Origin of the sequence: Baekduia sp., assembly GCF_035685985.1 — a bacterium.
Classification (GTDB): Bacteria; Actinomycetota; Thermoleophilia; order Solirubrobacterales; family Solirubrobacteraceae; genus Baekduia.
In genome coordinates, this window is the sequence record NZ_DASRZV010000024.1 from 442,516 (window position 1) to 464,544 (window position 22,029).

20 protein-coding genes and 1 pseudogene are annotated in these 22,029 nt (G+C 75.6%); 15 read left to right on the top strand and 6 right to left on the bottom strand.

Annotated features, from left to right (window positions below):
• Positions 1–9 precede the first annotated feature (9 nt).
• The 13 genes and pseudogenes from VFG42_RS14495 (at position 10) to VFG42_RS14555 (ending at position 9,843) form a co-directional block, all read left to right on the top strand.
• Positions 10–882 carry an amidohydrolase family protein gene (locus VFG42_RS14495; RefSeq protein ID WP_324909449.1) on the top strand — a complete coding sequence of 291 codons (873 nt, stop codon included), beginning with the start codon at positions 10–12 and terminating at the stop codon, positions 880–882.
• Entirely contained in the window at positions 882–1,196 is a 315-nt protein-coding gene (locus VFG42_RS14500; RefSeq protein ID WP_324909450.1) for an L-rhamnose mutarotase, read from the top strand. The genes VFG42_RS14495 and VFG42_RS14500 overlap by 1 nt, the downstream gene beginning before the upstream one ends.
• Positions 1,193–2,254 (top strand): Gfo/Idh/MocA family oxidoreductase, encoded by a 1,062-nt coding sequence (locus VFG42_RS14505; RefSeq protein ID WP_324909451.1) that lies wholly within the window; start codon positions 1,193–1,195, stop codon positions 2,252–2,254. Before VFG42_RS14500 ends, VFG42_RS14505 begins: the two co-directional genes overlap by 4 nt.
• Positions 2,255–2,353: 99 nt before the next feature.
• Complete coding sequence (locus tag VFG42_RS14510; RefSeq protein WP_324909452.1) at positions 2,354–3,382, top strand: LacI family DNA-binding transcriptional regulator; 1,029 nt, start codon at positions 2,354–2,356, stop codon at positions 3,380–3,382.
• Positions 3,383–3,458: 76 nt separating this feature from the next.
• Positions 3,459–4,328 carry a CoA ester lyase gene (locus tag VFG42_RS14515; protein WP_324909453.1) on the top strand — a complete coding sequence of 290 codons (870 nt, stop codon included), beginning with the start codon at positions 3,459–3,461 and terminating at the stop codon, positions 4,326–4,328.
• 65 nt (positions 4,329–4,393) lie between these two features.
• Positions 4,394–5,493: pseudogene (locus VFG42_RS14520) on the top strand (CaiB/BaiF CoA transferase family protein).
• Positions 5,483–6,034, top strand: a complete 552-nt coding sequence (locus VFG42_RS14525) for a MaoC family dehydratase (RefSeq protein ID WP_324909454.1) — start codon at positions 5,483–5,485, stop codon at positions 6,032–6,034. The pseudogene VFG42_RS14520 and the gene VFG42_RS14525 overlap by 11 nt, the downstream one beginning before the upstream one ends.
• Complete coding sequence (gene tatA, locus VFG42_RS14530) at positions 6,034–6,234, top strand: twin-arginine translocase TatA/TatE family subunit (RefSeq protein WP_324909673.1); 201 nt, start codon at positions 6,034–6,036, stop codon at positions 6,232–6,234. The genes VFG42_RS14525 and tatA overlap by 1 nt, the downstream gene beginning before the upstream one ends.
• Complete coding sequence (gene lpdA / locus VFG42_RS14535; RefSeq protein ID WP_324909455.1) at positions 6,224–7,555, top strand: dihydrolipoyl dehydrogenase; 1,332 nt, start codon at positions 6,224–6,226, stop codon at positions 7,553–7,555. The genes tatA and lpdA overlap by 11 nt, the downstream gene beginning before the upstream one ends.
• Before the next feature lie 77 nt (positions 7,556–7,632).
• Positions 7,633–7,869, top strand: coding sequence for an AbrB/MazE/SpoVT family DNA-binding domain-containing protein (locus tag VFG42_RS14540; protein ID WP_324909456.1), 237 nt, complete (start codon positions 7,633–7,635; stop codon positions 7,867–7,869).
• On the top strand, positions 7,866–8,276 hold the full coding sequence (locus VFG42_RS14545) for a type II toxin-antitoxin system VapC family toxin (RefSeq protein WP_349260424.1): 411 nt from the start codon (positions 7,866–7,868) through the stop codon (positions 8,274–8,276). The genes VFG42_RS14540 and VFG42_RS14545 overlap by 4 nt, the downstream gene beginning before the upstream one ends.
• Before the next feature lie 84 nt (positions 8,277–8,360).
• On the top strand, positions 8,361–8,903 hold the full coding sequence (locus tag VFG42_RS14550) for a nitroreductase family protein (RefSeq protein ID WP_324909457.1): 543 nt from the start codon (positions 8,361–8,363) through the stop codon (positions 8,901–8,903).
• A 103-nt stretch (positions 8,904–9,006) separates the two neighbouring features.
• Positions 9,007–9,843 (top strand): LLM class F420-dependent oxidoreductase, encoded by an 837-nt coding sequence (locus VFG42_RS14555; RefSeq protein WP_324909458.1) that lies wholly within the window; start codon positions 9,007–9,009, stop codon positions 9,841–9,843.
• Between the two features lie 5 nt (positions 9,844–9,848).
• Here VFG42_RS14555 and VFG42_RS14560 read toward each other — a convergent pair whose 3' ends face one another.
• The 4 genes from VFG42_RS14560 to VFG42_RS14575 form a co-directional block, all read right to left on the bottom strand.
• Complete coding sequence (locus tag VFG42_RS14560; protein ID WP_324909459.1) at positions 9,849–10,688, bottom strand: NAD(P)-binding protein; 840 nt, start codon at positions 10,686–10,688, stop codon at positions 9,849–9,851.
• 228 nt (positions 10,689–10,916) lie between these two features.
• The gene (gene eda / locus VFG42_RS14565; RefSeq protein WP_324909460.1) at positions 10,917–11,555 is read right to left on the bottom strand and encodes a bifunctional 4-hydroxy-2-oxoglutarate aldolase/2-dehydro-3-deoxy-phosphogluconate aldolase; all 639 of its coding nucleotides are present in this window, start codon (positions 11,553–11,555) and stop codon (positions 10,917–10,919) included.
• Positions 11,552–13,369 carry a phosphogluconate dehydratase gene (edd, locus tag VFG42_RS14570; RefSeq protein WP_349260419.1) on the bottom strand — a complete coding sequence of 606 codons (1,818 nt, stop codon included), beginning with the start codon at positions 13,367–13,369 and terminating at the stop codon, positions 11,552–11,554. The genes eda and edd overlap by 4 nt, the downstream gene beginning before the upstream one ends.
• 72 nt (positions 13,370–13,441) lie before the next feature.
• Positions 13,442–14,083, bottom strand: a complete 642-nt coding sequence (locus tag VFG42_RS14575; RefSeq protein ID WP_324909462.1) for a hypothetical protein — start codon at positions 14,081–14,083, stop codon at positions 13,442–13,444.
• 258 nt (positions 14,084–14,341) lie between these two features.
• Between VFG42_RS14575 and VFG42_RS14580 the strand changes: the two genes are divergently transcribed.
• Positions 14,342–15,370, top strand: a complete 1,029-nt coding sequence (locus VFG42_RS14580; RefSeq protein WP_324909463.1) for a glycoside hydrolase family 43 protein — start codon at positions 14,342–14,344, stop codon at positions 15,368–15,370.
• Between the two features lie 1,276 nt (positions 15,371–16,646).
• Here the strand turns inward: VFG42_RS14580 and VFG42_RS14585 are convergent.
• Together VFG42_RS14585 and VFG42_RS14590 are read right to left on the bottom strand one after the other, a co-directional pair.
• Positions 16,647–18,245 (bottom strand): glycosyltransferase family 39 protein, encoded by a 1,599-nt coding sequence (locus tag VFG42_RS14585; RefSeq protein ID WP_324909464.1) that lies wholly within the window; start codon positions 18,243–18,245, stop codon positions 16,647–16,649.
• Entirely contained in the window at positions 18,242–18,457 is a 216-nt protein-coding gene (locus tag VFG42_RS14590) for a hypothetical protein (protein WP_324909465.1), read from the bottom strand. The genes VFG42_RS14585 and VFG42_RS14590 overlap by 4 nt, the downstream gene beginning before the upstream one ends.
• A gap of 364 nt (positions 18,458–18,821) precedes the next feature.
• On the opposite strand from VFG42_RS14590, the gene VFG42_RS14595 reads away from it, so the two are divergent.
• The gene (locus VFG42_RS14595) at positions 18,822–22,004 is read left to right on the top strand and encodes a fibronectin type III domain-containing protein (protein WP_324909466.1); all 3,183 of its coding nucleotides are present in this window, start codon (positions 18,822–18,824) and stop codon (positions 22,002–22,004) included.
• The last annotated feature ends 25 nt before the right edge of the window (positions 22,005–22,029 follow it).

Sequence of the window (22,029 nt, forward strand, 5' to 3'; positions counted from 1 at the left end):
GGGGAGCGCATGATCGAGTTCATCGACACGCACGTGCACTTCATCGACCAGAAGGACCCCAACCTGCGGTTCTCCTGGCTGGAGCCGGAGTTCGTGCACCCGCGGCTGGGCGACATCGACGACATGAAGCACCTGACCTGGAAGCCCGAGGGCCTCAAGGCCGAGGCGCGCTTCACGGGCCTGACGAAGGTCGTCAACGTGCAGGCCGCGCTGGACTCCGAGGACCCGGTCGCCGAGACCGCGTTCCTGCAGGCGGCGGCCGACCGCACCGGCTGGCCGAACGGGATCGTCGCCTACGTCGACCTGGCGGCCGACGACGCGGCGGAGCAGCTGGACCGACACATGGCCTATGCGAACCTCCGCGGCATCCGCGACTTCGGGCGGCGGCCCGACGGCGACTTCTTCGCCGACGACGCGTGGCGGCGGGGCGCGGCGCTGCTGCCCGAGCGCTCGCTCGTCCTCGACATCGACGTGCAGGCCGTCGACATGGCCAAGGCGCGCGACGCGGCCGACGCCCTCGGCGACGTCACGTTCATCCTCGAGCACGCGGCGGTGCCGATGGAGCGCACCGACGGCTTCTTCGAGATCTGGTCCGACGCGCTCGACCTGCTCGCGGGCGCGCCCAACACCTACATCAAGGTCTCGGGCCTGGGGATGGGCGACCCGGAGTGGACGGTCGACTCGCTGCGTCCGTGGGTGCATCGGTGCTTCGACGCGTTCGGGATCGAGCGCTGCCTGTTCGGCACCAACTGGCCCGTCGACCGCCTGTACTCGGGCTACCGCGACGTGGTCGAGGCCTATGCGTCGATCACGGCCGACCTGACCGAGGCCGAGCGGCGGCGCTTCTTCGTGGGCACCGCCGAGGAGCTGTACCGGATCTGATGCGCCGCGCGTTCATCATGAAGCTCAAGCCGGGCGCGCTGCCCGAGTACGCCCGCCACCACGGCGCGGTGTGGCCGGAGCTGGAGGCCGAGATGGTCGCTGCCGGCATCCGCGAGTTCACGATCTACGAGGACGACCCGATCCTGGTCGTCGCGTCCGACGTCGCCGACGACGAGGCGTGGGCCAAGTTGTGGTCCTCGGACGTGCACCGCCGCTGGGGCGAGCTGATGGACCCGCTGATGGCCTTCGGCGAGGACGGGCCGGAGTCCACCGCGATGCGCGAGGTGTACCACTTCGGCGGAGGGGCGTCGTGACGCCGCTGCGGCTCGGCGTCCTGGGCGCCGGCTCGTGGGCGGTCGCCTCGCACCTGCCCAACCTCATGCAGCGCCCGAAGGACGTCACGCCGGTCGGCGCCGCGCGCCACGGCGACCCGGCGCTGCTGGCGGCCCTGCGCGACCGCTTCGGGTTCGCGGTGGTCAGCGAGGACTACCGGGACGTCCTGGCCGCCGGGATCGACGTCGCGGTCGTCGCGTCGCCGACCGCGCTGCACCACGAGCACGCCAAGGCCGCGCTGGAGGCGGGCGCGCACGTGCTGGTCGAGAAGCCCGTGACGATCGACCCGGCCGACGCGTGGGACCTGGTCGCCACCGCCGACCGCCTGGAGCGCCACCTGGTGGTGTCGTTCGGCTGGAACTTCCGGCCGCTGCTGCGCGAGGCCAAGCGGTTGATGGAGGATCGGGGCGTGGGGGCGATCGAGCACGTCGCGATCCGCATGTCCTCGTTCACGCGCGAGCTGCTGTCGAACTCCGGCGCCTACCCGAAGGCGGCCACCGACGCGCTGCCCGAGCAGGCGACGTGGACCGACGCGTCGCTCAGCGGCGGCGGCTACGCCCAGGCCCAGCTGTCGCACGCGCTCGGCGCGGCGCTGTGGTTGACGGGCCTGCGCGGATCGGAGGTCTTCGCGTTCATGAGCGCGCCGCTGGACGCGCCGGTCGAGCTTCACGACGCCATCGCCCTGCGCTTCGCCGGCGGGGCGATCGGCACGCTGTCGGGCACGTCCTCGCACAACGGGATCGGGGTGGTCGAGAACGAGCTGACGATCCACGTGGTCGGCCGCGAGGGCCAGCTCTCGCTCGACATCGCCAACGGCCGCGCGTGGCTGGGGCGCTACGACGGGGAGGAGACGGTCGACCTCGGGCCGCCCGGCGGGCTCTACGACTGCGACGGGCCGCCGCACGCGCTCCTGGACCTCGCGCTGGGCGTCGAGGGCGCGGTCAACCGCGCGCCGGGCGAGCTCGGCGCCCGCACGGTGGAGATCCTCGCGGCGGCGTATCGCAGCGCGCTCAGCGGTCGGTCCGAGAGGGTCGGTTAGATTGGCCGTGACCTCGCGCCGGATTGGTTGGGGATCACCTGACCGAACGACCGGTGCAAAGGTTTCCGGGAACGTTCACGCCTAGTATCGTCTCGACTGATGCCGCGAGCCCTCCAAGAAGATCGCCGTCGTCGGCCCGGAATGCGCGAGGTCGCCCAGCAGGCGGGGGTCGCGATCTCGTCGGTGTCGCGCGTCCTGTCGGGCCATCCCGACGTGTCGACCGACATGCGCGACAAGGTGATGGCGGTGGTCGAGGAGCTGGGCTACCACCCCGACATGCTCGCGCAGGGGCTGCGCCGGCAGACCACGATGTCGATCGGCTTCGCCGCGTCGAACATCAGCAACACCGTGCTGACCGACGCCGTCATCGGCGCGGAGGGCGAGCTGCGGCGCGCCGGGTACTCGCTGCTGCTGACCGACGCGGGCGGCGACCCGGAGCTGGACGCCGCCAACATCGCGCTGCTGCAGCGGCGCCGGGTCGACGCGATCCTGCTCGCGCACGGCGACGAGCGCCACCCGGCGGTCAAGAAGGCGATCGCCGAGGTCGACGTGCCGCTGGTCCTGATCGACCGCGACGCGCCGCGCGGGACCAGGCTGCCGAGCGTGAAGTTCGACCATCGCACGGGGATGCGCGAGGCCGCCGAGGCGCTGCGCGACCTCGGCCACGAGCGCATCGCGATGCTCGTCGGCGGCCCGCGCCGCCCGGCGCGCGAGCGCAAGGCCGGCGTGGTCGACGTGTACGGGAAGCGCTCGGGGCTGCACTGCTCGGTGCTCGAGGGCGACTTCTCGATCCCGTTCGGCTACGAGGCGACGCGGGAGCTGCTGGCCGCCGAGGACCGTCCGACCGCGCTGATCGCGGGCGGCAACGTGCTGATGCACGGCTCGCTGCGGGCGTTGCGCGAGGCGGGCGTGCGGGTCGGGGCCGACCTGTCGTTCGTCGGCTGCGACGACGTCGCGGTCGCGGAGTTCCACGACCCTCAGATCGCGATGGTCCGCCGCGTCCCGCGCGACGCGGGCGTCGAGGCCGCGCGCATGTTGATGGCGTTGCTCGACGGCGAGGCCGGCCCGGGCGACGTGACGCTGCCGACCGCGTACGCGTCCGGCGCGTCCGTGGCCGCGCCGCGGTAGGGCGGAAGGGCGTCGCCGCGCGCGTCGTCGCTCCGTCGAGTGTTTCACCGATCGATTGGAAACGTTTGCAGTGAGCATGGTCAGCGGTCTGTTCGTCCCGGGGGACGACGAGAAGAAGCTCCGGCGCGCGGCGTCGACCGCGGTCGACTGCGTGTACCTGGACCTCGAGGACGCGGTGGCGCCCGAGCGTCGTGGGGCGGAGGCGCTGGCGATCGCCCGGCGCGCGCTGGCGGAGCTGGAGTGGGCGGCGCCGCGCGTCGCCGTCCGGATCAACGGCCTGGGGACGGCGGAGCTGCTCGACGACGTCTACGGGCTCGTCGGCCTGGCGGACGCCGTGCTGGTTCCGAAGGTCGCCGGCCCCGAGGACGTCGCCTTCGTGGCGACGCTGCTCGACCACGAGGAGCGTCGGATGGGGTCCGCCGGCGGGCGGCTCGCGATCGACGTGCTGGTGGAGTCGCCGCGCGCGGTCGCCGCGGTGGACGCGATCGCGGCGGCGGCCCCGGATCGGGTCGCGGCCCTGGTCTTCGGGCCCGGCGACTACGCCGCGGCGCTGGGTCAGCGCGCCCCGGCGATCGGCGTGCCCGCGGTGCCCGACCAGTGGCTCTACGCCCAGGCGCGCGTCGTCAACGCGGCCAAGGCCCATGGGTTGGTCGCGATCGACGGGCCCTACGCGCGGCTGGACGACGAGGACGGCTTTGCCGCGTCGTGCGCGCGGGCGGTCGCGCTCGGCTTCGACGGCAAGCTCCTGATCCACCCGGCGCAGGTCGCGCCGTGCCGGCGGGCGTTCGCGCCGACCGACGCGGAGGTCGCGGCGGCGCGCGCGCTGCTCGACGCGGGCGCCGCGGCGCGGGTCGACGGCGCGATGGTCGACGCGGCCTCCGCGCGGGCGGCGCGGGAGACGCTGGCGTCGTCGGCGGCATCGTCGGCGTCGGAGGCGCGGGCATGACCGCCCCGCTGGCCGACGTCCGGATCGTCGCCGTCGAGCAGTACGGCGCCGGCCCGTGGGCGACGATGCAGCTGGCCGACCTCGGCGCCGACGTCGTCAAGGTCGAGGACCCGGCCGCCGGCGGGGACGTCGGGCGCTACGTCCCGCCGTTCGCCGAGGGTGAGTCGTCGCTGTTCTTCGAGTCCTTCAACCGCGGCAAGCGCTCGGTGGCGCTCGACCTGCGCGACGCGGACGACCGAGACGCGTTCCATGCCCTCGTCGCGTCGGCCGACGCGGTCTTCTCGAACCTGCGCGGCGACGTGCCGCAGCGGCTCGGGCTGACCTACGCGCAGCTGGCGGCGCACAACCCGCGGATCGTCTGCTGCTCGCTGTCGGCCTTCGGCATGACCGGCCCGCGCGCGGCGCAGGGCGGCTACGACTTCACCGTCCAGGGCCTGGCCGGGTGGCAGTCGATCACCGGCGAGCCCGACGCGCCGCCGGCGCGCTCGGGCCTGTCGCTGGTCGACTTCTCCGGCGGCTACCTCGCCGCGATCGGCCTGCTGGCCGGGATCCACGCCGCGCGGCGCGACGGCGTCGGCTGCGACCTCGACCTGTCGCTCTTCGAACCGCGCTGTCGCAGCTCAACTACATGGCGACGTGGTCGGCGACGCACGGCAAGCAGCCGGTCCGCCGCGCGCGGTCGGCGCACCAGTCGATGGTCCCGTTCCAGAACTTTCCGGCCGCCGACGGCTGGATGGTCGTCGCCTGCCCGAAGCAGGGCCTGTGGCGGGCGCTCTGCCGGGCGCTGGACCGCGAGGACCTCGCGGCCGACCCGCGCTTCGCCGACTTCGCGGCGCGCGACGCGCACCGCGAGGAGCTGGAGGAGATCCTCGACGCGATCTTCGCGACGCGCGCCGTCGCCGAGTGGGAGGCGCTGCTGACCGCGGCCGGCGTCCCCTGCGCGCGGATCAACACGGTGGCCGAGGCGCTGGCCGACGAGCAGGTCGCCGCGCGCGAGCTGCTCCAGGAGGCCGAGCACCCGGTCCTCGGCACGGTCCGCCAGGTCCGCTCGCCGCTGCGCTTCTCCACCTATACGCCAACGCCGCGCCGCGGCCCGTTCCTGGGCGAGCACAGCGCGGAGCTGCTCTCCGATCCCCACAACCCCCTCACGACCCATGACTGCTGACGCTCTTCCCGCATCCGCCGCGCCGACCGCCGAGTGGCGCGGGCGCTTCTTCGAGGACTTCGAGGTCGGCCAGGTGTTCCGCGGCCGCCTCGGCCGGACGGTCACCGAGACCGACAACACGTGGTTCACGTTGTTGACGATGAACACCAACCCCATGCACTTCAACGCCGAGCTGGCCAAGGAGACGGAGTTCGGCAAGCCGCTGGTCGTGTCGACGCTGACGCTGGCGATCGTCGTGGGGCTGTCGGTCGCCGACACGTCCGAGAACGCGGTCGCCAACCTCGGCTGGGGCGACATCAAGCTGCCCAAGCCCGTCCACGCCGGCGACACGCTGTGGGCCGAGTCCGAGGTGACCGGCGCACGTCCGTCGGGCTCGCGGCCGGAGTGCGGGATCGTCGCGATCCGCACGCGCGGGATCAACCAGCGCGCGGAGGTCGTGATCGAGTTCACGCGGTCGTTCATGGTGTTCAAGCGCGACGCCGGTGCGGTCGCCGCGGGCGGCTTCCCGGTGACCGACGCGGCGTGGACGGTGGGTGCGTGATGCCGGGCGTCGGGCCGGCGGAGCTGTTGGTGGTGTTGGTGATCGCGCTGGTCGTCCTCGGGCCCAGGCGCCTGCCCGAGGCGGGGCGCTCGCTGGGCCGCGGGCTGCGCGAGTTCAAGCAGGGGATCGCCGAGACGGGGCCCGCGCTGCGCGAGGAGCTGGAAGGCGAGCCCGCGGAGGAGCACGACGGTGCCCGCTGACGCGTTCGACGTCGTCGTCGTGGGCTCCGGCCCGGGCGGCTACGTCGCGGCGATCCGGGCCGCGCAGCTCGGGCTGCGCACGGCGGTCGTCGAGCGCGAGGGCACCGTCGGCGGGCGCTGCCTGAACCACGCGTGCATCCCGGCCAAGGCCGTGCTGCGCAGCGCCGACCTGCTCAGCGAGGTGGCGCACGCGGCCGAGCTCGGCATCGAGGTCGACGGCGCGCCGCGGGTCGACTGGGGCGCGATCGGCGCGCGCCGGGCGCGGGTCATCGAGACCCTGACCGGCGGCGTCGCCGGGTTGTTGAAGAAGAACGGCGTCGCGCTGGTCGCCGGGACGGGGACGCTGACGCCCGAGGGCGACGTGCGCGTCGGCGACCGGGTGCTGTCGGCGGCGCGCGCGACGGTCCTGGCCACCGGCTCGGTGCGCGCGGCGCTGCCCGGGCTGGACTACGGCGGGAACGTGATCGGCACCGAGGAGGCCTGGCGATTGGATGCGCTGCCGGCCACCATGGCGGTGATCGGCGCGGGCGCGTCGGGCGCCGAGATCGCCAGCGCCTACGCGCGGCTCGGGACGGCGGTGACGCTCTACGAGGGGCTCGACCGCGTGCTGCCGACCGAGGACGAGGACATCTCGAAGGTCGCGCTGCGCGGGCTGCGGGCCCAGGGGATCGACGTCCGGACGGGCACGTTCTACGACGGCCAGGAGGCCGATTGGGTCGTCATCGCGGCGGGGCGCGCGCCCGACGTGGCGGACCTCGGGCTCGACGCGGCGGGCGTGGCGCGCGACGAGCGCGGGCTGGTGGCGGTCGACGGGACGCTGTGCACGTCCCATCCCAAGGTGTATGCCATCGGCGATCTCGTGCCCGGCCCGGCGCTCGCGCACAAGGCCTCCGAGGAGGGCGTGATCGCCGTCGAGGCGGCGGCCGGGCTGGACCCGCACCCGCTCGCGCTCGCCGACATCCCGCGCGCGACGTTCTGCACGCCGAACGTCGGCTCGTTCGGCCTCACCGAGCGCCAGGCGCGGGACGCCGGCCATGACGTCGCGATCGGCAAGGTCCCGTACGGCGCGGTCGGGGCGGGCACGGTCTACGGCGACCGCGCCGGGCTCATCAAGGTGATCGGCGACCGGGCGACCGGCGAGCTGCTCGGCGGCCACGTCGTCGGGGCCAAGGCCACCGAGTTGATCCAGGAGCTGGTCACGGCCAAGCTCGCCGAGGCCGGCTACGCCGACGTCGCCCGCATGATCCACGGCCACCCGACGCTCTCCGAAGGCATCCTGGAGGCGGCGCGCGCGGCGGACGGCTGGCTGATCCACGGCTGAGCGCGGCGCTCGTGCGCGGTGCCCGCGATGCCACGGCGGCTCACGATCGCTGGGAATCGACTGGTACCGTGATGGCAATGCGGGTCTCGATCGACAGCGTGGGGCGTGTGGTGGTGCCGAAGGCGTTGCGTGACGCTCTGGGGTTGACGCCGGGCTCGACGGTGGACATCTCGCGCTACGGCGCGGGGCTGCAGCTGGTTCCGTCCGGGCGGACGGCGCAGCTGGTGCAGGAGCACGGCGTCACGGTCGCCACCGGCGAGACGACGATCGGCGACGAGGACGTCTTCGGCCTGATCGACGCGGGGCGGCGATAGCGGTTCTGGCGCTGGACACCAGCGTCGCCGTTCCGCTGCTGGTCGCCACCCATCGCGAGCACGATCGCGTCGTGGCGTGGTGGGCGGGCCGAGAGGTCGCGCTCTCCGGCCACGCCGCGGTCGAGACCTACTCGGTGCTGACCCGGCTGCCCGGCGACCTGCGCCTTCCGCCCGTCGACGCCGCGCGGCTGCTGGCCGAGCGCTTCGCGCCGTCGCTGTCGTTGGCCCAGAAGACGACGCGTCGGCTGGCCGACACGTTCGCGCGCCTGGACATCTCCGGCGGCGCGGTCTACGACGCGCTGGTCGCCCTGGCCGCGGTGGAGCACGACGCCGAGCTGGCCACCCGCGACGCGCGCGCCCGCGCGACCTACGAGGCGGTCGGCGCTCGGGTCGTCATCGCCGCATGAGCCGCACCACGCGCTGAGCGACGAACGGCGGCAGGTCCTCGGGGCGGGCCGCGTCGGGGGCGGCGGTCGGGCAGGATCTCGGCCATGAGCGAGGCTGTCATCGCCGCGGTCGCCGGCCTGCGGGCGACGCGGGCGTTCGATCCGGAGGGGCCGGATGAGGTGACGGTGCGGCGGGTGTTGGAGGCCGCTCGGTGGACGGGCTCGGCGCGGAATCGGCAGCCGTGGCGGCTGGTCGTCGCGCGCGATGTTGGGGTGCGGGCGCGGTTCGCGGCGCTCGGCGCCTATGCCGGGCCGTTGGTCGCCGCTCCGGTGGCGGTGCTGCTGGCCGGCGACCTGCGCACCGGCGGCGCCGACCTGGACTTCGACCTCGGTCGCCTCGCCCAGGGCCTCATGCTCGCGGCGCGCGCGGTCGGCCTCGGCTCGTGCCCGGTCACGTTCTTCCCGGACGCGAACGTCGAGCGGGCGCGCGTGCTCGCGGGGCTGGACGAGGGCTGGCGGATCCGCACCGCGATCGCGCTCGGACGCCCGGCGGCGGCACCGCCGGCGACCGGCCGCCGCGTCATCCCCTCCGGGCGCCGGCCGCTGGACGAGATCGTCGTCGACCTCGACCGGGCCGCCGGCGTCTAGGACCGCTCCGGGCCGCGCGGCGAGGCGGCCGGCGCCTTCGGCGCGGGACCCTGCGCGGACGGACGCCGTTCCGGGCACGGGGCGGCGTGGCAGGATGAAGGCCATGGACATCGGCAAGGTGGGCGTCTGGACCAGCTATCGGCCGTTCGGGATCGAGCGCGCGGGCGAGGCCGCCAAGCTGGCGGAGCAGCTGGGGTTCGGGGCGTGGTGGGTCGGCGGCTCGCCGCACGTGCCGGACATCCGGCCGATCCTGGAGGCGACGTCGACGCTGGTCGCCGCGACCGGGATCCTGAACGTCTGGAACAACGACCCGGCCGAGACGGCCGCCGCCGACGCGCGGCTGCGCGAGGAGTTCCCCGGGCGGTTCATGCTCGGCATCGGCATCGGCCATCCGGAGGCGACCAGCGACTACCGCCGGCCGCTGTCGTCGATGCGCGCGTTCCTGGACGGCCTCGACGCGTCCCCGACGCCGCCGCCGGTCGAGGGGCGCTGCCTGGCCGCGCTGGGGCCGAAGATGCTCGACCTCTCCGGCGAGCGCACGGCCGGCACCCACCCGTACTTCATCACCGTCGACCACACGCGCTTCGCCCGCGAGCGCCTGGGCGCCGGCAAGCTCGTCGCGCCCGAGGTCGCGTGCGTGCTCGAGACCGATCCCGCGCGCGCCCGCGCGATCGCGCGCGACTACGCCAAGCTCTACCTCGGCCTGCGCAACTACACCAAGAACCTGCTCGACTTCGGCTTCACCGAGGACGACCTGGCCGACGGCGGCTCGGACCGGCTGATCGACGCGGTCGTCCCGCACGGCAGCGCCGAGCGGCTCGCCGAGGTCGTCCACGCGCACCTCGACGCGGGCGCCGACCACGTCTGCCTGCAGCCGCTGGGCGAGGACGGCATCCCGCGCGCGTCGTGGACCGCGCTGGCCGGCGCGCTGATCGGCTGACGACACTAGGCGCCGAGGAGCACGCGGACCAGCTCGTCGCCGGCGAGCCGGTTGACGTCGCGGACGACGCCGATCGGGAACAGCGCGCGGGTCTCGGTCACCGCGTCGTCGTCGCCCGCGCGCAGCACGACGCGGAGGTCGTCGCGCAGGCCGAGCGCGGCGACGCTGACCGCCACGTTGACGTGGTCGTCCGACGTCACCGAGGCGAGCGCCTGGGCGCGGCGCGCGCCGAGGCGCAGGAGTAGGTCGCGCTCGGTCCCGTCGCCGATCATCACCGGCACGCCGAGGCGCTGGACGACGTGGATCCCGGGCACGGCGTCGTCGCGCTCGATCGCCACGACCGCCATCCCGGCGCGCCGCAGCATGAGGCACAGGCGCACGCCGACCTGGCCCAACCCGACCACGATGACATGGTCGCGGCGCGGCAGGGTGCGGCGGCCGACGATCCCGATCAGCCGGCGCGTCGTGAGCCGATGGACCAGGCCGGCGGTCGCGACCGCCGCCAGCGCGAGGCCCGCGAGCATCGCGATGCCGACCGCGACCGCGTACCAGCCGGGGCCGTGCTCGGCGACCGCGTCCGGGCCGACCGCCGCCGTCGTCTTGGCCGCCTCGTAGAACGCGCGGTCCAGCGGATGGTCGAAGCGCAGGGCGGCGACGGCGGTCTCGGCCGTGACGATCGCCGCGAGGCCGACCACGCCGAGCACCAGCAGGCGGGTGCCCGCGTCGTAGGGGCGCAGCTGCGAGGAGAGCGTCGACCACGCGCGCGCCCAGCGCCCGCGCCGGGGCGCCCGCGCCAGGCAGTCCTCGGTCAGGATCGGCGCCACCGCGTCGCCGAGCGAGACCACGCGGCAGTTCGGGACGGCGCGCCGGACCTGCCGGGCGACGGTCCGGTCGAAGATCGTGACCAGCAGCGCGACGCCGGGCAGCGCGTGCTCGACGACCAGCGCGATCCGCAGCGCGTAGATGTCGTCGTGGCTGACGACCGCGACCGCGTCGACCTCGCCGATCAGCGCGCGGGCGATCTCGCGGTCCGACGGCCGGCGGCTGTCTCGAGGCGTCTCCCGCGCGGCAAGTTAGGCGGACGCGGCGCGCGCCGCCCGGGCCGCGGCCTCGATCCCCGGCCAGTCGCCGGCCGCGATCGCCGCCGGCGCCGCCATCCAGGAGCCGCCGACGCAGGCGACGTTGCCCAGCGCGAGGTAGTCGGCGACGTTGTTGGGGTCGATGCCGCCGGTCGGGCAGAAGCGCAGCTCGGGGAAGGGCGCGCCGAGCGCGCGCAGCGCGGCCGGGCCGCCGTTGGCCGCGGCCGGGAAGAACTTGGCGGTGGCGATGCCGCGCTCGCGCAGCGCGACGAGGTCCGACGCGGTCGCGGTGCCCGCCAGGAACGGCAGCCCGCGGTCCTCCAGCGCGTCGAGCAGGCGCGGCGTCTGGCCGGGCGCGACGAGGAACCGCGCGCCGGCGGCCGCGGCGTCGGCGGCCTGCGCCGCCGTCGTCACGGTGCCCGCGCCGACGACGGCGTCCGGCACGTCGGCGGCGATCCGCGCGATCGCCTCCAGCGCGGCGGGCGTGCGCAGCGTCACCTCGATCGCGGGCAGCCCGCCGGCCACGAGCGCCCGGGCCAGCGGGACGGCCGCGTCCGGGTCGTCGAGGACGACGACCGGGATCACCGGCGCCAGCGCCATCACCGCGTCGATCGTCAGCGGCGCGGCGCTCACGCGGCCACCTCGGCCCGCGCGGCGGCGGGATCGGGCGCGGCGAAGACCGTGGCGCCCGCGTCGGCCGGGCCGAGCAGCGCGCGCATGGTGGTGAACAGCTCGCGGCCAGTGCCGGCGTCGACGTCGACGGTCGGCTCCGCCGGCACGCGCCCGCTCAGGTCGGCGAGCACGTCCAGGGTCCCCGCCACGGTGTCCAACATGATCATGTCGCCGTCGGCCACCCGCGCCAGCGGACCGCCCGCGGCGGCCTCCGGCGTGCAGTGGATGGCCGACGGGATCGTCCCCGAGGCCCCCGACATGCGCCCGTCGGTGACCAGCGCGACCCGGTGGCCGCGCTCCTGCAGGACGCCGAGCGCGGGCGTCAGCTTGTGCAGCTCGGGCATCCCGTTGGCGCGCGGTCCCTGGAAGCGCAGGACGGCGACCAGGTCCTCGTCCAACTCGCCGCGCTCGAAGGCCTCCAGGAACGCGGCCTGGCCGTCGAAGACCCGCGCGGGCGCGGTGACGCGGCGGCGCTCGTCGGTCAAGGCGGACACCTTGGTCACCGCGCGGCCGAGCGACCCGTCCAGGACGCGGATGCCGCCGTCGGGCGCGAACGGCGCGGAGGCCGGGCGCAGGACGTCGCCGTCGCCGGTGGACGCCGGCGCGCCCTGCGCGTAGCGCCACAGCCCGGGCCCTGCGATCGTCGTCACGTCCTCGTGCAGCAGGCCCGCGCCGAGCAGCTCGCCGATCAGGTAGCGCGTGCCGCCCGCGGCGTGGAACGCGTTGACGTCCGCCGGGCCGTTGGGGTAGATGCGCGCCAGCAGCGGCACGACGCCCGACAGCGCGTCGAAGTCGTCCCAGGTCAGCTGGATCCCGGCCGCGGCGGCGATCGCGGGCAGGTGCATGGTGTGGTTGGTCGAGCCGCCGGTGGCCAGCAGCGCGACGACGCCGTTGACGACGGCACGCTCGTCGACGACCTCGGCCAGCGGCGTGTGGTCGTCGCCCAGCGCGGTCCGCGCGGTCACCGCGGCGGCGACCTGGGCGGTCAGCGCGTCGCGCTCGGGCGTGCCGGGGTTGACGAACGCCGCGCCCGGCAGGTGCAGCCCCATCGCCTCGACGACCAGCTGGTTGCTGTTGGCCGTCCCGTAGAACGTGCACGTGCCCGCCGAGTGGTAGGCGGCGGCCTCGGCGTCGCGCAGCGCCTCGATGCCGATCTCGCCCGCGGCGAAGCGCCGCCGCACCGCGCTCTTCTCGCCGTTGGGCAGGCCCGAGGTCATCGGGCCCGCGGGCACGAGCGCGACCGGCAGGTGGCCGAAGGTCAGCGCGCCGATCAGCAGGCCGGGGACGATCTTGTCGCAGATGCCCAGCAGCAGCGCGCCGTCGAACATGTCGTGCGAGAGCGCGATCGCGGTCGCCATCGCGATGACGTCGCGGCTGAGCAGCGACAGCTCCATGCCCGCGCGGCCCTGGGTGATCCCGTCGCACATCGCGGGCACGCCGCCCGCGACCTGCGCGACGCCGCCCGCCTCGCGCACGGCCCGCTTCAACATGGTGGGGTAGCGACCGTAGGGCTGGTGGGCCGACAGCATGTCGTTGTAGGCGTTGACGATCGCGATGTTGGGGCGCTCGGCGCCGCGCAGGAGCCGCTTCTCCTCCGGGTCGCAGGCGGCCGCGCCGTGGGCGAAGTTCGCGCACCCCAGATCACCGCGCGCGGGCTCGCGCAGCGCGGCGGCGCGCATGCGCTCCAGGTAGGCGGCGCGGGTGGGGGCGGAGCGCTCGACGACGCGCTCGGTGACGGCGGTGACGGTGGGGTGGGTCGGCACGGCGCGCACCATGCGGGACGCGCCGGATCCCGGCAAGACCGCCGCCGCCAAGCTCACCCGACCGGGCTCACCCGACCGGGCAGGTCACGCGTGGGCCGGCTCGGCCGCGTGCGTGAGCGCGGCGCGGTCGACCCAGCCGCCGGTGCCCGGCGCCAGCTCGTCGGCGGCGATGACGGTCACGCAGGCGAAGGCGCGCGGGCCCCAGCCGCGGATCGCGACGAGGTCTCCGGCGTGGAGGTAGTCGAACGCGGTGCCGTCCGGCGACCAGCGCAGGTAGGCGTCGCCGACGACGCCGCGCCGCCGCCAGGACGTGGGGCCGTGGGCGCGGTTGCCGCAGGTGGTGTGCGGGCCGTGCTTGGAGGGCATCAGGCCCGGCTCGAAGTCGAAGCCGGCCGGGCCGCGGCACGGGCGGCCCGGCGGGCTCTCGGTCGGCTCGACGTCCTCGAGCGGGATCCAGCCCGAGCCGCCGTGCCGACGGGCGTAGACCCAGATCCACGCCCGGCCGTCGGCCCCGGCCTCCGGCTCCCGGTCGGCGGGGAGGTCGTCGTGGCCGGGGTTGCGGACGGTCTGACGGCCCAGGCCCTGGCCGGGGTCCAGCGCGACGACGACCGCGCGGTCCGGCGAGCGGCCGGTGCGGATCGCCGTGGCGGTCGTCGTCCGATAGGGGCGATAGCCGATGTTGACCTCGTCGCCGCGAAAGCACCCGTCGATGTGGTGGCAGGGCATCGGCGATCAGCGGGTCGTGGGGACCACCGTCGCGGCGCGGATGCGGGGGACGGGAGGACGCATGGTGCGCTCCCGGTATGCCCGACATCGGCGCGCGGGCGCTCGTCGGCGCCCCACGCCGGTCAGCCTGCCGACGCGGGTTCCGTCAGGGGACCGCGCGGCGGCGCGGCCGGACGGCCGCGGCACCTCCGACCGCCCGTAGAGTGGCCCGCTCGTTTCCGGCGACCGCGCCGGGTTCGTCCGGTCCGTCCCGTCGCCGTGCACGCCGTCCGCCTGTCACATCGCCATCGCGCGCTGCTGGTCGCGCTCGTCGCCGTCGCGCTCGCCGCGCTGTCGGCGCTCGCGCTGTGGCCCGATCGCGCCGGCTCGCTCGTCACGCCGCCGATCCCGATCACGTGGACCAACCCGGTGATCGCCACCGACTTCCCGGACCCGTCGATCGTCCGCGACGAGAACGCCTACTGGGCCACGTCGACGTCGTCGGCCACCGCGCCCGGCTTCCCGCTGATGCGCTCGACCGACCTGATCCACTGGACGCGGGTGGGGCAGCTCTTCCCGAAGCTGCCGTCGTGGGCCAGCGACTCGTTCTGGGCGCCGGAGATCTTCGTCGACGCCGACGGCGTGCGCCTCTACTACGCGGCCCGGCAACGCGGCGGGCGGCTCTGCGTCGCGGTCGCGACCGCGCCGCGGGTCAGCGGGCCGTACACCGATCGCGGCCCGCTGGTCTGCCAGCCCGCGGGCTCGATCGACCCGACCCGGACGCGCGACCGCTACGGCCGCCTGTTCCTGGTCTGGAAGGAGGACGGCAACGCGGTCGGGCGCGGCTCGGCGATCTGGCGTCAGCGGCTCACCGACGACGGCCTGCGGCTCGTCGGAACCCCGAAGCTCATGCTGCGCAGCCACGACGCCTGGGAGGGCGCGGTGGTCGAGGCGCCGTCGATCGTCGTCCACGGCGGCTGGACCTACCTCTTCTACTCGGGCAACACGTACGGGTCGCTGCGCTGCCGCTACGCGCTCGGCGTCGCCCGGGCGCGCTCGCTGGCCGGGCCGTTCCAGCGCGCCCCGCGCAACCCGGTGCTCAGGTCGGGCGGCGGCTGGCGCTGCCCGGGCCACACGTCGTTCATCGAGGACACCGCCGGCCACACGCTGGTCATGTACCACGCCTACCCGCGCGTGGGCGCCGGATCGGCCGGGCGTGAGGCGCTGCTGGACCCGGTCCGCTGGGGCTCCGACGGCTGGCCGTCGGTCTCGGGCTCGACCCCGAGCGACGCCGTCGAGCTGCGGTAGGCGCGGAACGCCAGCGTCCAGCCCGCCGCTCCGGCGGCCAGCGCCAACGGCATCAGCCGGACGTTGTGGCGCGCCTCGGAGACGAACGCGACGTCGACGGCGGTCGTCACCGCCACGATCGCCGCCAGCAGCGCCAGCCGCCGGTCGCGGGTCCGCCACAGGCCGACGGCCAGCCCGCCCAGCGCGAGCAGCGCGAGCGCGCGGTGCTCCCAGGCGACGCGCGGGTCCGACGGCGGGGCGTGGCCGCCGCGGTAGGGGCTGCCCCACATGCGCCAGAGCTTGCGGGCCTCCAGCTCGGCGAACGCGACCGGACGGCCGAGCGCGTAGCGGCGCAGGTTCTCGCGCGCGGCGGCTTCCAGCGCCGCCGAGCGGTCGCGCGCCGGCCAGCCGTGGCCCGCGGCGACCGCGTCGAGGACCAGCTCCTCCGGCAGCCTGTAGGTCGGCATGCGCCGGACCGCCGGATGGATCCGGCGCGTCGCCGCCGCGTACTGGCGCTTGACGCCGAAGATCGCCCCGTCGGCCGGGAGGTCCGTGCCGACGAAGAGGTTCGCGGGGCCGCCGTCGGTGACCGGCACGAACCGGTGCGTCCGGGCGCTCGCGAAGGCCGACCAGGGCCCCATGAACGCCGCCGCGCCCGCGAGCGCCGCGGCGCCGACCGCGACGCCACGGCGGACGGTCGCGTCGCGCGCGGCCAGCCCGCCGAGCAGGACCGGGACGGCGACCGCGGCCAACACGAGGTCCCCGCGCACGAGCGACGCCAGGCCGAGCGCGCCGCCGGCCAGCGCGGCGTCGCGGGCCGCGCTCGGCCCCGCCCGCGCGGCGCGCACGGCCGCGATCGCGGCGAGCACGACCATCAGCGCGCCGAGCGTCTCGGTCCCGGCCGCCGCGCCCGCGCGCGCGAGCGGCACGTAGACGGCCACCGCCGCGGCCGCCGCCAGCCCGGCGATCCGGCCCGCGAGCATCGCGGCGAGCGCGAACGTCGCGGGCACGAGCAGCAGGCCGAGCGCGAGCTGCGCGTGGCGCGCGCTCGCGCGGCCGACCGGCTGCCCGGTCAGCGCGGCGGTCGCCGCGAAGACCACGGGGGCACCCGGCGCCCAGCGGAACGGCTGCTTGAGCCCGTGGTCGCCCCAGCGATGGCGCTGCTGGAGGTCGCGCGCGAGCCGCAGGTAGGCGCGCCCGTCGGCCGACAGCCGCGCGTGGGCGCGCTCGCGGTCGACCCGCAGCTGTCCGGCAGCGGCCACCGCGGTCAGGACCGCGAGCGCGACCGCCACGCGCCTCATCGGGCCGCCGTCCGCTCCAGCAGCCGTCCCGAGACCGTCGCGCGCGTGAACCCGCGGTGCGGCACGGCGGACGCGAGCACCTTCAGCCGCGGGTCGGTCAGCACCTCGCGGTTGACCTTCCCGGCCAGGTAGCCGACGCGGCGCGTCCACGGCGCGGTCGGCGTGCCGAAGCGCGGCTGGATGAGCAGCAGGCGCTGACCGGGGTGCAGCGCGTCGACGAGGCGGACGAAGCGCAGGCCGGCCTCCGGCCGCGAGATCCGGTCCATCGCGTTGCGCCAGTCCATGACGTGGGGGTCGGTGACGTCGCCCAGCGGGGTGACGTAGCGCAGCCCGGGCGGCAGGGACATCGCCAGCAGCGGGACCTGCTCGGGCTGCGTGGAGAAGACCAGCGTCCCCGGCGGCAGCGTGCTGCCCAGGCGCCGGGCGACGAACGCGGCGTTGCTCTTGTGGGCCAGCGACGCGTGGGTCGGCTGGTCGTACCAGGTCCCGAGGAAGACCACGGCGAGCGCGACGACCGCGACCGGGCCCAGGCGCGAGAGCCCGGCGGCGAGCACCAGCGCCATCGGCGCGAGCACGATCGCCAGGTAGCGCGTCGCCCACGCCGGCGAGCTGAGGTTCGACCACGCGTAGGCGATGGCGAACGTGAGGACCGTGATCGCGGCCAGCGTCAGCGCGGCGCGGGCGCGCGGGGCCGACACGGGGCGCAGCAGCGTGCCGGCGCCGGCCAGCGCGAGCAGCAGCAGCACGGTCTCGGGCACGTGGCCGCCGAGCACGTGCCGGGTCGCGTTGCCGACCGAGGCCCAGCTCGGCGCGTGCGACCACGGCGCGCCGGTGTGGCGCGCCTGGTAGAGGACGGTCGGCACCCACGGGGCGAACAGCGCCAGCGCGCCGCCGAAGCCGATGACGCCGGCGATCAGCAGCGAGCGGCGGGCGGCCCCGGGCCGCACGGCGAGGAGCGCCAGCCACGCCACGCCGCAGGCCGCGGCGATGAAGAGCCCCCAGTTGTGCGTGTACAACGTGGCGGCGAGCGCCACCGCGAAGGCGGCGGCCCAGCGCCGGTCGCCGTCGACGAGCGCGTAGGCGCGCACGAACGTCCCGCAGGCCAGCAGCCCCGTCAACAGCAGCAGCGAGTACATGCGGATCTCGATGGCGTAGGTCCCGGCGAACGGATCGAGCGCCACGAGCGCCGCGGCGAGGACCGCCGCGTAGGGGCCGAACGGCGCGCGCGCCGCCCACCAGGCGGCGGGCACCGCGAGGACCGCGAACGTCAGCGACAGCGCGTGGCCCGAGCGCGGCGTGGCGCCGAACAGCGACGTCCACCCGTGCAGGATCACGTAGAACAACGGCGGCGCGCCGTCCTCGCGCAGCAGCCCCGGGATGGCGCTCAGCGGGTGGCCGGCGATCCCGAGCGAGATCCCCTCGTCGATCCAGAGCGGCACGCCGAGGTCGCGCACGCGCGCGTGGACCATCCAGGCCATCAGCGCGGCGACGGCGCCGACCTCGGCCACGTGGACCGCCACGCGTCCGACCCGCGCCGTCCGCCGGGTCGCCCAGAAGCGCGCGGGCCGGACCGCCGGGAGGTCGGCGACGCTCATCGGCGCGCCCCGGAGAGCCCCGCGCCGGTGGACGGTGCCGGCACGGTGAACACCAGGTGCCCCGAGTCGACCGCCCGCGCGGCGATCGCGCCGCCCGCGAACGTCACGCCGGCCAGGACCGCTCCCACCACCGCGCGCCGGACCCGACGCCGACGGCGAAGCACGGCGTGCGGCTCGGCGTGGGGCAGGCGTCGCGGAGACGACAGCGACATGGTCGTCCCACGGTACGCCCGGCCGACGGGCGTCGCCGGCCGTTCCGTAGACAGCCGGCCACCCTCGTCTAGGCGTTCGGCCGCAAGTGGTCGCGACGGCCGTCACGCGAACGCGCGCGCGGACACCCGGTGGTCGACGAGCCCCGCCGCCACCGATTGGTCACAGGCGCGTCACGCCGTGGACACATCTCGACGGCGGCCGGGGAGTTGGATCCCCGCCACTCCCGGCAGGGCGAGCGATGTCGCCCTCCGTCGCAACCGTGCCGCCGTTCCCTCGCGCCCGACCCCGGGCGCCGATGAAGCTCGTCGTCGTCGTTTGCGCGTCGGGCACCTGAGCGAAACGTGGACGGAAGGGGACGGGCAGTTGCTTGGACGTGGCAGGCGGAAGGCGGCGGAGGCGGGCGGCGACGGGACGGGCGAGGGACCCGAGGTCACGCGCCGCGCCGCGCTGATCGGCGGGTCGGTCGGGCTCGGCGGGCTGATGGGCGTCGGCGGCCTGGTCGAGGGCGCGACGCTGGCCCTGGACGCCCCGGAGGCCGACGCCGCGCTGCCGGCGCTGACGGCGCCCGAGCAGCTGCGGATGACGTTCGGCGCCGACCCGGCGACCGAGATGACGGTCTCCTGGAGCGCGCCCGGGACGGTGGCGATGAAGGCCCCCATGTTGGCCTACGCCACCGCGCCGATCACGGCCGAGCGCCCCGGCGTGCCGGTGTTCCTGCCCGACCCCGCGCCGCTCGACCTCGCCGAGCCCCGCACGCGCCCGTGCGTGACGAGCTTCACCGACGGCCAGACCGGCCAGACGACCTACCACTACCACGTGCCGCTGACCGGCCTGCAGCCCGACACCAAGTACTACTACGAGGTGACCGACGGCGACGGGAGCACGGCGTCGGCGACGTTCCACACGGCGCCCGCCGGCCGCGGCGCGTTCCGCTTCACCGCCTTCGGCGACCAGGGCACGACCGCGATGTCGCCGCTGACGGCGGCCGGCGTGACCGACCCCGGCGACGGCAACGGCGCGCCGTTGTTCCACCTGATGGTCGGCGACCTCGCCTACGCGGACGGCAGCAACCCGCCCGCGACGTGGCGCTCCTGGGCGCTGCAGAACGCGGCGGCGACCAAGGGCTTCCCGTGGATGCCGGTCCCGGGCAACCACGAGCTGGAGCCGGGCCGCACCGACATCCACGGCGTCCCGCAGACGACCGGCACCTCCGGCAGCTACTACAACGGCGCCTACGGCCACGGCACCTACTGCTCGCGCCACCTGCTGCCCGACAACGGCCTGACCAACTGGGACGGCAACCGCCTCCAGGGCAACTTCTACAGCTTCCGGGTCGGCACCGTGTTGTTCATCGCCTTGGCCGGCAACGACGTCAACTGGCAGACCTCGGACTACAGCCGACCCAAGGTGTCGCAGTACACCGGCGACCTCGCGGCCGACCCGGACAACATGGCGCTGGTCCCGTCGGGCCCGACGCCCAACCTCCAGACGCAGTGGCTGGAGCAGACGCTCCAGGCCGCCCGGGCCGAGGGCTCGGGCGTCGAGATGATCGTCGTCTACATGCACTTCCCGTTCGCGAGCGTCGACACGGGCAACAGCTGCGACATGGGCGTGCGCGCCGCGTGGGGCCCGTTGTTCGACAAGTACGAGGTCGACCTCACGCTCACCGGGCACAACCACAACTACTGCCGCAGCCTGCCGACGCGCGGCTACGACCCGCCGTCCGGGAAGGCGAGCGGCGCGCTCACCAACCCGTTCGGCACCTACGCGGCGGGCGCGACGATCGACACGCGCCGCCCGACCGCGACCCAGGTCGAGCCGCTGGAGGTCGACGGCGCGCAGGTGTGGGACACGAGCCGGGGCACGGTGCACCTCGTCGTCGGCGGCGGTGGCGCCGCCTCGACGATCGGCGAGACGTTCGACCCGATCACCGGCCTGGCCGAGGCGCACCCGTTCGCGGCGCCCGCCGGCAACACGCAGGCGGTCGAGGACGCGCCCTGGCTCGGGTTCTACGACGCGGAGAACGCCTACGGCTACGCGGTCTTCGACGTCGACCCCGGCGACGGACCGGGGCAGACGACGATGACGTTCCAGTGGTTCTCGGTCTCCTCGGAGACGCCGGCGCCGACCGCGCCGCTGGAGAGGCTCGTGCTCACGCGCCGGTCCGGGCAGATCGCGGCGGGCCGCCCGTCGATCGCGGGCGCGGTCAGCGTCGGGCGCACGGTGACCGCCGATCCCGGCGCCTGGTCGCCGTCGTCGGTGACGCTGAGCTACCGCTGGCTGCGCGCCGGGGTCCCGATCGACGGCGCGACGTCCGACACCTACACGATCGCCGCCGCGGACTTCGACCAGGAGCTGGCGGTCCGGGTCACCGGCGCCCGCGAGGGCTTCGCGACGACCACCGCGACCTCGTTCGCCGCGGTCGTCGCCGGCGGGATGCCGCACCCGGGCGCGGTGACGGTCAGCGGCGCGCCCGTGGCCGGGGGCACGCTGACGGCCGAGGCGCACGCGTGGACGCCGGCCTCGGTGGCGCTCGCCTACCAGTGGCTGCGCGACGGCATGCCGATCGGCGGCGCGACCGGGACGTCCTACGCGCCGGCGGCCGGCGACGTGGGCCACGTCGTGGAGGTTCGCGTGACCGGGACGGCGGCCGGCTACCGGACCGCGTCGGTCACGTCGGCGCCCCAGACGGTGGCCGAGGGCGTGGGCGCGGGTGGGGCGGGCGCGCGCGGCGTGCCGGGCGCGCCCGCGATCGCCGACACGCCGAGCGTCGGGCGCGCGGTCGCCGCGCGGCCGGGCGCCGGCACGCCGTCCGACGGCCTCGCCTACCAGTGGCTGCTCGACGGCGCGGCGATCCACGGCGCGACCGACCGCGCCTACACGCCGGTCCCGGCCGACGCCGGCCGGCCGCTGCAGGTCCGGCTGGCGGCCGGGGCGCTGTCGGCGATCTCGCGGGCCGAGACCGTGCGGCCGGCCGCGTTCCGCACCGCGGCGCCGCCGCGCGTACGGGGCACGGCGCGCGTCGGCCAGACGCTCACGGCCGTCACCGGGCGCTGGTCGCCGACGCCGACCTTCGAGTACCAGTGGTTGGTCGACGGCCGGCCGATCGAGGGCGCCACGCACGCGACCCACGTCGTCACGGCGGCCGAGGCCGGTCGGGAGATCGGCCTGCGGGTCACCGCGCGACGCGTCGGCTACGCGACGCGCGCGCGGACCGCGGAGGGCGTCGTGGTCGGCAAGGGCACGCTGCACGGCCCGGCCCCGCGCATCTCCGGCACGCCGAAGGTCGGCGCGACCCTCCACGTCGTCCGCGGCGACTGGAAGCCCAACCCCGAGCTGAGCTACGTGTGGCTCGTCGGCGGGCGCGCCGTCGCGGGCCGCACCGTCGCCGGCCGCGTCGTCTCCGAGCGCGCGACCGGCATCGCCTACAAGGTCCGCCCCGAGGACCGCGGCAAGCGGATCACCGTGAAGGTCACCGCTCGCGCGCCCGGCTACGAGCCCGTCACGCGCACCTCCGCCGCCACCCGTCCCGTCCGTCGCGGCTGATCGCCGCGCCACCAAGGAGCCTCAC